Source organism: Burkholderia sp. BCC0419 (assembly GCF_902830285.1).
GTDB lineage: Bacteria > Pseudomonadota > Gammaproteobacteria > Burkholderiales > Burkholderiaceae > Burkholderia.
Window position 1 is genome coordinate 324,138 of record NZ_CADESR010000002.1, and the last position, 12,765, is coordinate 336,902.

Here is a 12,765-nt window from a genome sequence, read left to right on the forward strand (position 1 = left end):
ATTGCATCCCGGCAGCGCGCCAGCGTCGCCGCGTCATCGTGCCGGGCAGGGTCCGGCTCAAGGAGAGCGTCTTGTCCGTCACCTCATCGCTTGTCGCCCGCTCGAAACCGGTTGCAGACATGAAGAGCCGCCCGAGCAGCGTGGTCTTCTCGCTGAAGCTGGCCGTCTACGTCGCGCTCATCGCGCACGGGATGATGTTCGCGCTGTCGGCGCTCGTGATCCTGAAGATCGTCGGCATCCTGCTGATCGGTGCGATGTATGCGCACGGCGTCGAGCTGCAGCACCAGGCGCTGCATTACCAGGGGTTTCGCAGCAAGCGCCTGAACATGGTGTTCGGCGTGCTGCTCGGCATGCCGATGCTCGTGTCGTTCCACGCCTACCAGGACAGCCACCTGCGCCATCACCGGCTGCTCGGCACACCGGAGAACAAGGAGTTCTTCGACTACGGCGACCAGTACGGCGCGAGCCCTGTCGTCAATGTCGGGCTGTGGGCGTGGCGGCTGTCGATGGCCGCGCACTATATCCAGTTCGCGAAGAACGTCGCGAAGCTGGTCGTGCCGGGCGCGCGCTTCGGCGACAACGCGCTCGTGTCGCGCGCGATTCGCCGCGACTACCTGCTGATGGCCGCTGCGATCGCGCTGCTGGCCGCGTTGTCGTTCGCGCTGCACACGTGGTTCGTCGTCTGGGTGTGGGTCGTGCCGCTCGTGTTCGTCGCCGCGCCCGTGCATGCGCTGGTCGAGATGCCCGAGCACTACCGCTGCGACCTGACGAGCACCGACCCGTTCCGCAACACGCGGACGATCGAGAGCAACGCGTTCATGACATGGTTCACGAACGGCAACAACTATCACGTCGAGCATCACATGATGCCGAGCCTGCCGATCGAGCGGTTGCACGACCTGCATGGCGCGATCGCGCCGCGCATCCGCTATTACCACCGCACCTATCGGCAGTTCTACTACGCGTTGCTGCGCGGCCGGCTGTCGCCGCGCTCGGTGGACGACGATCGGGACGATCGCGAGCCCGATGCCGAAGCGGTTGCGCCGGCGTCCACGCAATCGGCGTGAGCGCCGGTGCCGAATACCTTGCGACGACAGTGACGACGATGCTCTATCCGGAACTTTTCAGGTCGCTCGAAGCTGTCCGCTGGGACATGGAGAAGGACATTCCGTGGGACAAGTTCGACGCTTCGCTGCTCACCGACGAGCAGGCGAAGACGATCAGGATGAACGCGATCACCGAATGGTCGGCGCTGCCCGCGACGGAAATGTTCCTGCGCGACAACCAGCACGACAGCGACTTTTCCGCGTTCATGAGCGTGTGGTTCTTCGAGGAGCAGAAGCATTCGCTCGTGCTGATGGAATACCTGCGCCGCTTCAAGCCGGAAATGGTGCCGACCGAAGAGGAGCTGCACGCGGTGCGCTTCCAGTTCGATCCGGCGCCGCCGCTCGAGACGCTGATGCTGCACTTCTGCGGCGAGATCCGCCTGAACCACTGGTACCGCTGCGCGGCCGACTGGCATACCGAGCCCGTCATCAAGCAGATCTACGAAACGATTTCGCGCGACGAAGCGCGTCATGGCGGCGCGTACCTGCGCTACATGAAGAAAGCGCTGAACAACTGCGGCGACGTCGCACGCGCCGCATTCGCGAAGATCGGCGTGCTGATGGCGTCGGCGCGCCGTACCGAGAAGCCGCTGCACCCGACCAACCTGCACGTGAACCAGGCGCTGTTCCCGCGCGACACCGTGCAGTCGCGCCTGCCGGATCCGGAATGGCTCGAGCGCTGGCTCGACGAGCAGATCCGTTTCGACGGCGAGTGGGAGAAGAAGGTCGTCGAGCGGATCCTGCACAACCTGTCGATCCTGTTCGAGCGCACGTTCGCGACCGCGCAGGAGCTGAACCGCTATCGCCGCGAAGTGACGGCGCGGGCGAATGGCCCGGCGGACGGCCCGTAGCGGATCGACACGTGTGACTGTCGCGCGGCGCGGGCCGGATTCCGGCCGACAGGCGAACGCCATACACGCTGACCGGCGCTGCCGGCCGGCGGATTATTCATTTCCGGACATAATCGGTTCATCAGTTTCCTAAAACCGTATGACAAGCTTGAATTTCATACGTTTAGTATTTTTTAATAAACATCGGATTCCGGATTTAAATGGCATTTTGCATGTCTGTTGCAGACCGTTTGTTTTTCGCATTCCGGGAAATAAAATGAAAAAGTCAGTCGATTGAAATTGAATTGTAGGGATTGGGTGCCGGATCTGCCAGTGCGACACAATCGCTGCGATAGCGGCGGATTCTGCCGGAAATCGCCTGTTTTTACGAGACTTTATCGACCATTTCGGGGCGCTCGATTCGTTCGCATATTAATTTACAAAATCACTACTCGATAATGTTTATGTAAGCGTATTGACTCGACGAAAATTGATAGATAAATACAAGTGTCACGATTGAAAATAAGAATGATGTGCATCCATGCTTCAAGATAAAATCGTTTCCGAATCCAAAAAGGAGAAACGATTCAGGGAGAAGAACAGCAACTGGTCTGTCGATGGGTGCAACTTTGAGGCGGCGGTATGGCTAATGTGAGATTGGTAAAGCGATTGAGAAGTCTGCCTTCGCTGGATTTCCTGAGAGGCTTCGAATGCGCGGCGCGCCATTTGAGCTTCACGCGTGCGGGGCAGGAACTGAACGTCACGCAATCTGCCGTGAGTCGCCAGGTCAAGGCGCTCGAGGAGCAACTCCGGATCGAGTTGTTCCATCGGCACATTCGTTCGCTGACACTGACCGACAAGGGGCGCGAGCTGTACGACGCGATCTCGTTCGCGTTGTCCGACCTGGAATCGGTGGTCGGCAAGCTGTCGTCGAGTGTCGGCCAGCGCGCCATCTCGTTGTCGACCACCGTCTCGTTCGCCGCGCTGTGGCTGATTCCGCGCCTCGGTTCGTTCCGCGCCAGCTATCCGGACATCGACGTGCGCGTGTCGGCAACGAGCGAAATTGAAGATCTTAAACGCAAACGTTTGCACCTGGCCGTGCGCTATGCAGGCCCGTATACGTCGACCGACGATACGGATGTGTTGTTTCGCGAGCGTGTCGTGGCGGTATGCAGCCCGAGCCTGATGACGGCGGTGGGCGACGCCGCGTCGATGCAGCCGGCCGACCTCGACAAGCACGTACTGCTGCATCTCGACGACCCGCGCGGCGAATGGCCGTGGCACGGGTGGAGCCATTTGCTGAAGGAGCTCGGCGTGCCGCGTCTGCGGCCGGCCGGCGCGCTGCACTTCAGCCAGTACGATCAGCTGGTCCAGGCCGCGGTCGACGGGCACGGCATCGCGATCGGAAGACGGCCACTGGTCGACGGGCTGTTGAAGCAGGGGCGGCTCGTCGAGCTGTTCCCGCACTGCACCGTTGCATCGGGCAGCTACGTGCTGGTACAGAACCCCGATGCGTGCAACGAATTCGACATTGCGGTGCTGACCAACTGGCTGCTCGAACAAGCGTGTCACCCGCTCGCGACGGAGCCGGACACCGCCGGCAGCAACGTGCTGCCGATGTACCGCGTCGGATAGCACAGCGCGGCGAATGCGGCGTGCGCGGTGTCATGCGCGGCACCTGCAACCTGTGCGATGATGCGCCGCTTCGCGTTCGTCGCAGAACGCCGCCGACCGCGGCACCCGTTTCCGGGCCACCGCCGAGTCCTGACATTCCGGAGACAGCATGCCCGCACACGGCATCCAAGGCAGCACCCTGCATTACCACGATCGTGGCGCCGGTTTTCCGGTGCTGCTCGGGCATAGCTATCTGTGGGACGCGACGATGTGGGCGCCGCAGATCGACGCACTGTCGCGCCGGTATCGCGTGATCGTGCCGGACCTGTGGGGGCATGGCGAATCGGGTGCGCCGCCGGACGGCACGCACACGCTCGACGATCTCGCCGCGCACGCGAGCGCGCTGCTCGACGCTCTGGAAATCGAACAGTGCGCGATCGTCGGGCTCAGCGTCGGCGGCATGTGGGGCGCACGGCTCGCGTTGCGCGAGCCGCAGCGCGTGCGCTCGCTCGTGATCATGGACGCGTCGCTCGAGGCCGAGCCCGATGCGACGCGTGCCCGCTACTTCGGGATGCTCGACGCGATCGAGGCCGCGGGCCGCATCGCGCCGCCGCTGCTCGACGCGATCGTGCCGCTGTTTTTCCGGCCGGACGTCAATCTCGACGACCCGGTGCCGACGGCGTTTCGCGATGCACTCGCGAACCTGCCCGCCGACCGGCTGCGGCAATCGATCGCGCCGCTCGGCCGGTTGATCTTCGGCCGGCCCGACACGCTCGCGACACTCGCCGAACTCGATGCCGCACGCACGCTGCTGATGTGCGGCGCGGGCGACATGGCGCGCCCGCCGTCGGAAACCGTGAAGATGGCGAGCGTGATCGGCTGCGCGCATGCGCTGGTGCCCGACGCCGGCCATATCTCGAACCTGGAGAATCCCGCGTTCGTCACGCGCGCGCTGCTCGACTGGTTCGACGCGCAGCAACTACCGTCGACCTGATGGTCACGCGAACGGCGACGCTCGCGCCGGCCGCGCGGCATCGCATCGACCCGCGTCACGCGCGCTCGCTGACCGGCGTGAACTTGCGGTCGCGCACACGCGCTTCGTCGGCACCGCCGCGCACGAGGCTCAGCGCTTCCGCGCGGCTCGCCACGCACGGCCCGGAGCCGGGCAGCGGCTGGCGCGCGGTCTCGCGCAGCGCGAGCACCGACACGATGCCGATGAACGACGCGCCCATCAGGTAGTACGCCGGCATCATCAGGTCGCCGGTACGATCGACCAGCCATGCGGTGACGAGGGGCGTCGTGCCGCCGAACAGCGACACCGATACGTTGAAGCCGATCGCGAGCGCGCCGTAGCGGATCCGCGTCGGGAACAGCGCCGGCAGCGCCGACGGCATCACGCCCGTGAACGTCGACAGCAGGATGCCGTAGATCAGCATCCCGCCGAAGATCGGCAGCATGCCGCCGGTGCGGATCAGCATCAGCGCCGGCACCGACAGCGCGAGCAGGCCCACGCAGCCGGCCATCATCACCGGCTTGCGGCCGACCTTGTCCGACAGGTGCCCGGCGTACAGCGTCATCGGCATCATCAGCACCATCACGAGCAGCACCATGAAGAGCCCGTGCGATTCGCGAACGTGCAGCGTCGCCGACAGGTAGCTCGGCAGGTACGACAGCGCCATGTAGTCGGTCACGTTGAAGATCAGCACGAGGCCTACGCATTGCAGCAGCGGCCTCCACTGTTCGACGAGCAGCGTCGCGAAGCGCTGCTTCGGCCGCGCGCGTTCGTCCGCTTCGCGTGCTTCGGCCTCCTTCATGAATTCCGGCGTTTCCTCGAGCTTGAGCCGCACGTAGAGGCCGACGAGGCCGAGCGGGCCGGCGATGAAGAACGGTACGCGCCAGCCCCACGACAGCAGCGCGTCCTGCGACAGCGTGGCGGTCAACAGCGCGACCGTGGCCGCGCCGAGCGTATAGCCGATCAGCGTGCCGAATTCGAGGAAGCTGCCCATGAAGCCGCGGCGCTTGTCGGTCGCGAATTCGGCGATGAAGGTGGCGGCGCCGCCGTATTCACCACCGGTCGAGAAGCCCTGCACGAGGCGGGCGACGAGCAGCAGGATCGGCGCCATGATGCCGATCGACGCATAGCTTGGGATCAGGCCGATCGCGAAGGTGCCGACGGCCATCATGATCATCGTGGCGGCGAGCACGCGCTGGCGGCCGATGCGATCGCCGAGCGGGCCGAACACCATGCCGCCGAGCGGGCGCACGAGGAATGCGGCCGCGAACGTGCCGAAGGTCGCGAGCAACTGCGCGGACGGGCTGCTGGACGGGAAGAACACCTTGCCGAGCGTGACGGCGATATAGCTGTAGACGCCGAAGTCGAACCATTCCATCGCATTGCCGAACGCCATCGCGCCGACCGCGCGCTTGAGGACGGCAGGGTCGACGATCGTGATGTCATCCAGCTTGACGGACTGGCGCGAAGACCGGGCTTTCGCGGGGTGCGCTTGCGACGGGCTCAATGGACTCTCCTGGAATTGCCTTGGCGGCGTGGCCGGCGGGAATGCAGCGAGGGTGTGCGGGCCGACGGACAGCGAAGGCGGATGTCTCGGGGGTGCCTCGATGCCGGTGGCGTGACGCGCGCAGCGGACGACACCGGGCAGGGGTGTTGTGCGAACCAGTTTAGAGAAACGGGCACGAGCGGCTATCGGTCATGCGCCTGGAACCCGGTGGTAAACGACACATGGGGGAACGGCGCCGGTCGTGCGTAGCCTTGGGAAGGCCCGATGCGCACGCTCATCTCGCCATTCGCCGGCTCGCGGATACCAGCAACGCCACGAACGCCGCTTCGTCCGCGCGCAGGCCGCGCGGCGTACGCCGGACCGCCAGCGCGGCGAGCGTGCCCGCCTCGAACGCATCGAGCACGGCCGGATGGATGTAGCAGCGCCGGCACACGGCCGGCGTGTTGCGCAGCAGTTCCGCCACCGCACGCACGGTCTCGACGATCTGCTTGCGGGCATGCGTGACGCCGCGATGCTCGGTGCGCCGCAACAACCCGAGCGCGTGCACGCTGCCGGCCCAGGTCCGGTAATCCTTCGCGGTGAAATCGGCGCCGCCGGCCTCGCGCAGGTAGTCGTTCACGTCGGACGACCCGACCGGATGGCGGGCGCCGTCGTCGTCCACATACTGGAACAGCTCGTGCCCGGGCAGCTCCGCGCAGCGCCGCACGATTCGCGCGACCCGCGCGTCGTCGACCGTCACGTCGTGCTCGATCCCGCTCTTGCCGGCAAAGCGCAGCCGTACCTGGCCGGGCTGGATCTTCAAATGGCGCTTGCGCAGCGTCGTCAGCCCGAACGAGCCGTTGTCGCGCGCATATTCCGCGTTGCCGATCCGCGCGAGCGTCGTGTCGAGCAAGCGGACGATCGTCGCGACGACCTTGTCGCGCGGCATGCCCGGCAACGCCAGATCGCGCGTGACGCGCGCGCGGATGCGCGGCAGCGCGCGTGCGAACGCCGCCATCCGTGCGTACTTGTTCGCATCGCGGGTCGCACGCCACTGCGGGTGATAGCGGTACTGCTTGCGCCCGCGTGCATCGCGGCCCGTCGCCTGAAGATGACCGCGCGGGTCCATGCAGATCCACACGTCGGTGTACGCGGGTGGAATGGCCAGCGCGTTGATGCGGGCGATTTCGTCGGCATCGCGAACCCGCACACCGTCCGGCCCGTAATACGCGAAGCCGTTGCGGAGCGGTCGGCGCGTATAGCCGGGGCGACGGTCGTCGACATGGCGCAGCGCCGCGACGCCGCTTGACGCGCGCTGCTTCATGCTGCGAGGCGCCGGCCGGCGGCGACGTCGGTGCGCGGCGACCCGCGCTCACGGGCAGCGATCATGCTTGTCTCCTTTGGGTTCGCGTGAAGGGCGGACGCCTGACAAGGGGTGCGAACCGCCATGGCGACGGAGCAAGAACCGTGCGCCGCATCGCCCGGGCCTGCCTGCGCGTTTAGGTGTTTATACGTATGCCGGTTCCGATATCGCCTCAATCCAATATTTCATTGGAAGGTTATCGGACTTGTTCCTAGACTGATGCGGGGCATGTATACCGCGCCGGCCGAACACGTCGGCCGGCGCAGCCCCGATCCGCGCCAGCGCCACGCAGAAACACAACAGCGCCGCGGCAGACAACGACATCATCGGAGACGGACCATGACATTCATCAGGAAGCTGGCGGCCACCGCGATCGTCGCGGCGACGGCGGTGTTGGCCACCGGCGCGCACGCGCAGCAAAAGCCGATCACGCTCGGGTTCTCGCAGGTCGGCGCGGAAAGCGCGTGGCGCACCGCGAACACCGTATCGGTGAAGGGCGCGGCGAAGGACGCCGGCATCAACCTGAAATTCTCGGACGCGCAGCAGAAGCAGGAGAACCAGATCCGCGCGATCCGCTCGTTCATCGCGCAGAAGGTCGACGTGATCGCGTTCTCGCCGGTCGTCGAATCGGGCTGGGAGCCGGTGCTGACCGAAGCGAAGGCCGCGCACATCCCGGTGATCCTGACCGACCGCGGCGTCGACGTGAAGGATCCATCGCTGTACGTGACGATGATCGGCTCGGACTTCCTCGAGGAAGGGCGGCGCGCCGGCCACTGGCTGGAAGAGCGCTACAAGAACGACGCGGGCCCGATCAATATCGTCGAGCTGCAGGGCACGGTCGGCTCCGCGCCGGCCAACGACCGCCGCGCGGGCCTGCTCGAAGTGATCAAGAACAATCCGAAATTCAAGGTGATTGCGTCGCAGAGCGGCGACTTCACGCTCGCCGGCGGCAAGCAGGTGATGGAAGCGTTCGCGAAGACCTACGGCAAGCAGATCAACGTCGTCTACGCGCACAACGACGACATGGCGCTCGGCGCGATCCAGGCGATGGAGGAAGCCGGGATCAAGCCCGGCAAGGACGTGAGCGTCGTGTCGTTCGACGCGACCAAGGGCGGCTTCCAGGCGATGGTCGCCGGCAAGATCAACGTCGACGTCGAATGCAGCCCGCTGCTCGGCCCGCAACTGATGAGCGCGGTGAAGGACGTCGTCGCCGGCAAGTCGCTGCCCAAGCGCATCGTGACGAACGAAACCGTGTTCCCGATGAACGTCGCGGCGCAGGTGCTGCCGACCCGCAAGTACTGACCTGTCCGCACGGGCGGCGGCCTGGCGGCCACCGTCCGGCGACGCTTCGACGGAGGATGCATGGAGAGTGCGCCGGTGGTCGAGATGATCGGCATCGACAAGTCGTTTCCGGGCGTCAGCGCGCTGCAGCGCGTGGACTTCCGGCTGTTTCCGGGTGAGATCCACGCGCTGATGGGCCAGAACGGCGCCGGCAAGTCGACGCTGATCAACGTGCTCACCGGCGTGCATGCGCACGATGCCGGCGAGATTCGCGTCGGCGGCGCGCCGGTGAACTTCGCCGCGCCGCGCGAAGCCGAGGCGGCCGGCATTCAGACGCTGTATCAGGAAGTGAACCTGTGCGCGAACCTGTCGGTCGCGGAGAACATCTTCGCGGGCCGGCAGCCGATGCGGCGCGGCGCGATCGACTGGAACACGATCCATGCGCGCGCGCGGGCGGCGCTCGCCGAACTCGACCTGTCGCTCGACGTCACGCGCTCGCTCGACGCGTATCCGATCGCGGTGCAGCAGATGGTCGCGATCGCGCGTGCGGTGTCGGTCGACGCACGCGTGCTGATTCTCGACGAGCCGACCTCGAGCCTCGACGATGGCGAGGTCGCGCGGCTGTTCGACGTGTTGCGCCGGCTGAAGGCGTCGGGCATCGCGATCCTGTTCGTCACGCATTTTCTCGAGCAGACCTATGCGGTGTCCGACCGGATCACCGTGATGCGCAACGGCGAGCGCGAAGGCGAGTATCTCGCGCGCGACCTGCCGGTCGACGTGCTAGTCGCGAAGATGACCGGCCGCGAGCGCATGTCCGAGACGCTGCAGGCCGGCGCCGCGGCGGTCGAGCGTACCGCCGCGGCCGCCGCGCCGTTCCTGTCGATGCAGCGGGTCGGCCGGCGCGGGATGATGAGCGCGCTCGATCTCGACGTGCGCCCCGGCGAGATCGTCGGGCTGGCCGGGCTGCTCGGTTCGGGCCGCACCGAAACCGCGCAACTGGCGTTCGCCGCGGCGCGCCCCGATACCGGCGCAATCGAGATCGACGGCGCGCGCAAGCGGCTCGCGTCGCCGCACGACGCGGTGCGCAACGGTATCGCGTACTGCCCGGAAGACCGCAAGAAGGAGGGCATCGTCGCCGCGCTGTCGATCCGCGAGAACATCATTCTCGCGCTGCAGGCGCGGCGCGGCTGGTGGCGGCTGATCGGGCGCGCACGCCAGCGCGAGATCGCCGACACGTATATCGCGCGGCTCGGCATCAAGGCGCGCGACGCGGAGCAGCCGATCGGGCTGCTGTCGGGCGGCAACCAGCAGAAGGTGCTGCTTGCGCGCTGGCTCGCGACGGACCCGAAGCTGCTGATTCTCGACGAGCCGACGCGCGGCATCGACGTCGCCGCGAAGTTCGACATCATGGAGCGCGTGCTGGCACTGTGCGCGCAGGGGCTCGCGATCCTGTTCATCTCGTCGGAGATCGGCGAGGTCGTGCGCGTGAGCCACCGGATCGCGGTGCTGCGCGACCGGCGCAAGGTTGCGGAGCTGACCGGCGCCGATGCGTCCGAGGAGCAGGTTTACCGGTTGATCGCGGGAGGCCAGTCATGACGCAATTGCGTACGCTGTTTCGTCATTCGCTCGCGTGGCCGGTGCTGACGCTCGTGCTGCTGTTCGCGCTGGACGTCGCGCATCGTCCCGGCTTCCTGTCGATCGCGCTGCTCGACGGCCACCTGTTCGGCGCGCCGATCGACATCCTGAACCGCGCGGCGCCGCTCGTGATCGTGTCGCTCGGGATGACGCTCGTGATCGCGACGCGCGGGATCGACATCTCGGTCGGCGCGATCGTCGCGATCGCCGGCGCGGCGGCCGCGACCGTGCTCGAGGCGGACCCGTCGCAGGTCGGCGCGGCGCTGGCCGCCGCGCTCGGCGTCGGGCTGCTGGCCGGTGCGTGGAACGGGCTGCTCGTCGCATTCGTCGGGATGCAGCCGATCATCGCGACGCTGATCCTGATGGTGGCCGGCCGCGGCGTCGCGCAACTGCTGACGGGCGGGCAGATCATCCCGATCGGCGCGCCGGGCTATCTCGCGCTCGGCGGCGGCTATCTCGCGACCGTGCCGTGCGCGGTGTGGATCGCGCTCGCGACGATCGGCGCGACCGCGCTGCTGGTGAACCGCACGGCGCTCGGGCTGTTCATTCGCGCGATCGGCGTGAACCCGGTCGCGACGCGGCTCGTCGGGCTGCGCTCGGGCGCGGTCGTGTTCGGCGTGTATCTGTGCTCGGGCGTGATGTCGGCGCTCGCGGGCATTCTCGCGAGCTCGAACGTGCGCAGCGCCGACGGCAACAACGCGGGGCTGCTGCTCGAACTCGACGCGATCCTCGCGGTCACGCTCGGCGGCACGTCGCTGCTCGGCGGCCGCTTCAGCCTCGCGGGCTCGGTGCTCGGCGCGCTGATCATCCAGACGCTCACCTACACGACCTATTCGATCGGCGTGCCGCCGGAGGCGACGCTCGTCGTCAAGGCGGTCGTCGTGATCGTCGTGACGCTGATCCAGTCGGACGCGGCGCGGGCGCTGCTCGTGCGGCACGCGTCGCGGCTGCTGCCTTCCGCGCGATCGCGCGCCACCCCCACCGGAGCGACGCCGCGATGAACCGTTTCCTTAGTCGGCTCGCCGATCCGCGCACGCTGCCGATCGTCGTGACGATCGTGCTGTTCGTCGCGCTGTTCGGCTTTGGGTCCGTGATGTACACGGGCTTTTTCTCGATGCAGGTGCTGACCGGGCTGCTCGTCGACAACGCGTTCCTGCTGATCGTCGCGATCGGGATGACGTTCGTGATCGTGTCGGGCGGTATCGACCTGTCGGTCGGCTCGGTCGTTGCGCTGACGACGATCTTATGCGCAGTCGGCGCCGAACGGCTGCATTGGCCCGTGTGGGTGATCGTGCCGCTCGTGCTCGCGTTCGGCGCGCTGTACGGCGCGGCGATGGGCGCGCTGATCCACTACTTCCGGTTGCAGCCGTTCATCGTCACGCTCGCCGGGATGTTTCTCGCACGCGGCGCCTGCTTCCTGATCACGACGCAGTCGATCACGATCAACGCGCCGGCGTTCCATGCGATTGCGGGCATCAGCGTGCCGGTCGGCGGCGGCATGCTGAGCGCCGGTGCGCTGATCGCGCTCGCGACGCTGGCCGTCGCGATCTACGTCGCGCATTTCACGCGCTTCGGCCGCAACGTGTATGCGGTCGGCGGCAACGAGCGTTCGGCGTTGCTGATGGGCTTGCCGGTCGCGCGCACGAAGATCGGCGTCTATGCGCTGAGCGGCTTCTGTTCGGCGCTCGGCGGCGTGGTGTTTACGCTGTACGTGCTGTCGGGCTACGGGCTGCAGGCGCAGGGGATGGAGCTCGACGCGATCGCCGCGACCGTGATCGGCGGCACGCTGCTGACGGGCGGCGTGGGCTACGTGATCGGCTCGGTGTTCGGCGTCGGCATCCTCGGCACGATCCAGGTGCTGATCACGTTCGACGGCACGCTGAGTTCGTGGTGGACGCGGATCGTGATCGGCGCGCTGCTGTGCGTGTTCTGCGTGCTGCAGCGGGTCATCGAGCGGCACGCGACCCGGCGGCGCACCGGCGGCACCGGGCTCGGCGCGCAGCGGCCGACGCATGCCGCCGCCCCCGCGCGGCCGGCGCCGCCCGAAGAGGACATCGCGCTGGTATCGACGATGCGGCGGTCGTAGTGCGACCGCCTCCCTTGAGCGAGGAGAACGGCATGAAGCGCGATGACGTGACGACGGGCGTGGCCGAGGCGCTGGCCGTCGAGCGCGGCCGTCGGCCCCAGCTCGACCTGGGCGACGCGCGTGACTGCCGGATCGTGGCCGATGCGCTGAGGGTGCTGCTGCGCGAGCGCTCGGAAGCGCTGGCGTTCGCGATGCGCGTGGCCGACGAGCATGGCCGCCCGCGCCCGGATGCCGGCGAATTCGGCTTGACCGACATCATTCGGCTGGCCCGCGTGGTCGAGCGGGCCGATCGGCAGCGCGGGCGAACCGCGGTGGAGTGACGCGCGCGGCCGCATGCCGGCCGCGTGCCGCG

At 67.0% G+C, this 12,765-nt stretch carries 11 protein-coding genes; 9 read left to right on the forward strand and 2 right to left on the reverse strand.

Annotated features, from left to right (window positions below):
* The first annotated feature begins 119 nt into the window (after positions 1-119).
* The 4 genes from HWW87_RS15025 (at position 120) to HWW87_RS15040 (ending at position 4,544) form a co-directional block, all read left to right on the forward strand.
* Complete coding sequence (locus HWW87_RS15025; protein ID WP_175821473.1) at positions 120-1,067, forward strand: fatty acid desaturase; 948 nt, start codon at positions 120-122, stop codon at positions 1,065-1,067.
* A 29-nt stretch (positions 1,068-1,096) separates the two neighbouring features.
* The gene (locus HWW87_RS15030; protein ID WP_175821474.1) at positions 1,097-1,957 is read left to right on the forward strand and encodes a ferritin-like domain-containing protein; all 861 of its coding nucleotides are present in this window, start codon (positions 1,097-1,099) and stop codon (positions 1,955-1,957) included.
* Between the two features lie 621 nt (positions 1,958-2,578).
* On the forward strand, positions 2,579-3,571 hold the full coding sequence (locus HWW87_RS15035; RefSeq protein ID WP_175820945.1) for a LysR substrate-binding domain-containing protein: 993 nt from the start codon (positions 2,579-2,581) through the stop codon (positions 3,569-3,571).
* A 148-nt stretch (positions 3,572-3,719) separates the two neighbouring features.
* The gene (locus HWW87_RS15040) at positions 3,720-4,544 is read left to right on the forward strand and encodes an alpha/beta fold hydrolase (protein ID WP_175820946.1); all 825 of its coding nucleotides are present in this window, start codon (positions 3,720-3,722) and stop codon (positions 4,542-4,544) included.
* 55 nt (positions 4,545-4,599) lie between these two features.
* Here HWW87_RS15040 and proP read toward each other — a convergent pair whose 3' ends face one another.
* Together proP and HWW87_RS15050 are read right to left on the reverse strand one after the other, a co-directional pair.
* Positions 4,600-6,069: a glycine betaine/L-proline transporter ProP gene (proP, locus tag HWW87_RS15045; protein WP_175820947.1), complete on the reverse strand. Its 1,470-nt coding sequence runs from the start codon at positions 6,067-6,069 to the stop codon at positions 4,600-4,602.
* A gap of 274 nt (positions 6,070-6,343) precedes the next feature.
* Positions 6,344-7,372, reverse strand: a complete 1,029-nt coding sequence (locus tag HWW87_RS15050) for a DNA topoisomerase IB (RefSeq protein ID WP_175820948.1) — start codon at positions 7,370-7,372, stop codon at positions 6,344-6,346.
* Positions 7,373-7,750: 378 nt separating this feature from the next.
* Here HWW87_RS15050 and HWW87_RS15055 point away from each other — a divergent pair, with 378 nt between their 5' ends.
* Genes HWW87_RS15055 through HWW87_RS15075 form a run of 5 tightly spaced genes read left to right on the forward strand, consistent with a single transcriptional unit; the run spans position 7,751 to position 12,733 of the window.
* Positions 7,751-8,713 (forward strand): ABC transporter substrate-binding protein, encoded by a 963-nt coding sequence (locus HWW87_RS15055; protein WP_174386737.1) that lies wholly within the window; start codon positions 7,751-7,753, stop codon positions 8,711-8,713.
* A gap of 60 nt (positions 8,714-8,773) precedes the next feature.
* Positions 8,774-10,288: a sugar ABC transporter ATP-binding protein gene (locus tag HWW87_RS15060; RefSeq protein ID WP_175820949.1), complete on the forward strand. Its 1,515-nt coding sequence runs from the start codon at positions 8,774-8,776 to the stop codon at positions 10,286-10,288.
* On the forward strand, positions 10,285-11,328 hold the full coding sequence (locus tag HWW87_RS15065) for an ABC transporter permease (protein WP_174432623.1): 1,044 nt from the start codon (positions 10,285-10,287) through the stop codon (positions 11,326-11,328). Before HWW87_RS15060 ends, HWW87_RS15065 begins: the two co-directional genes overlap by 4 nt.
* Positions 11,325-12,413 (forward strand): galactofuranose ABC transporter, permease protein YjfF, encoded by a 1,089-nt coding sequence (gene yjfF / locus HWW87_RS15070; protein WP_175820950.1) that lies wholly within the window; start codon positions 11,325-11,327, stop codon positions 12,411-12,413. The genes HWW87_RS15065 and yjfF overlap by 4 nt, the downstream gene beginning before the upstream one ends.
* A 32-nt stretch (positions 12,414-12,445) precedes the next feature.
* A complete protein-coding gene (locus tag HWW87_RS15075; protein ID WP_174432621.1) occupies positions 12,446-12,733 on the forward strand; it encodes a hypothetical protein in 288 nt (95 codons plus the stop codon).
* Positions 12,734-12,765 lie beyond the last annotated feature (32 nt).

Coding starts and splice junctions, on each gene's coding strand:
- HWW87_RS15025 (WP_175821473.1), top strand. CDS start 120: ATGAAGAGCCGCCCGAGCAGCGTGGTCTTCTCGCTGAAGCTGGCCGTC.
- HWW87_RS15035 (WP_175820945.1), top strand. CDS start 2,579: ATGGCTAATGTGAGATTGGTAAAGCGATTGAGAAGTCTGCCTTCGCTG.
- HWW87_RS15040 (WP_175820946.1), top strand. CDS start 3,720: ATGCCCGCACACGGCATCCAAGGCAGCACCCTGCATTACCACGATCGT.
- HWW87_RS15050 (WP_175820948.1), bottom strand. CDS start 7,372: ATGAAGCAGCGCGCGTCAAGCGGCGTCGCGGCGCTGCGCCATGTCGAC.
- HWW87_RS15055 (WP_174386737.1), top strand. CDS start 7,751: ATGACATTCATCAGGAAGCTGGCGGCCACCGCGATCGTCGCGGCGACG.
- HWW87_RS15060 (WP_175820949.1), top strand. CDS start 8,774: ATGGAGAGTGCGCCGGTGGTCGAGATGATCGGCATCGACAAGTCGTTT.
- HWW87_RS15065 (WP_174432623.1), top strand. CDS start 10,285: ATGACGCAATTGCGTACGCTGTTTCGTCATTCGCTCGCGTGGCCGGTG.
- yjfF (WP_175820950.1), top strand. CDS start 11,325: ATGAACCGTTTCCTTAGTCGGCTCGCCGATCCGCGCACGCTGCCGATC.
- HWW87_RS15075 (WP_174432621.1), top strand. CDS start 12,446: ATGAAGCGCGATGACGTGACGACGGGCGTGGCCGAGGCGCTGGCCGTC.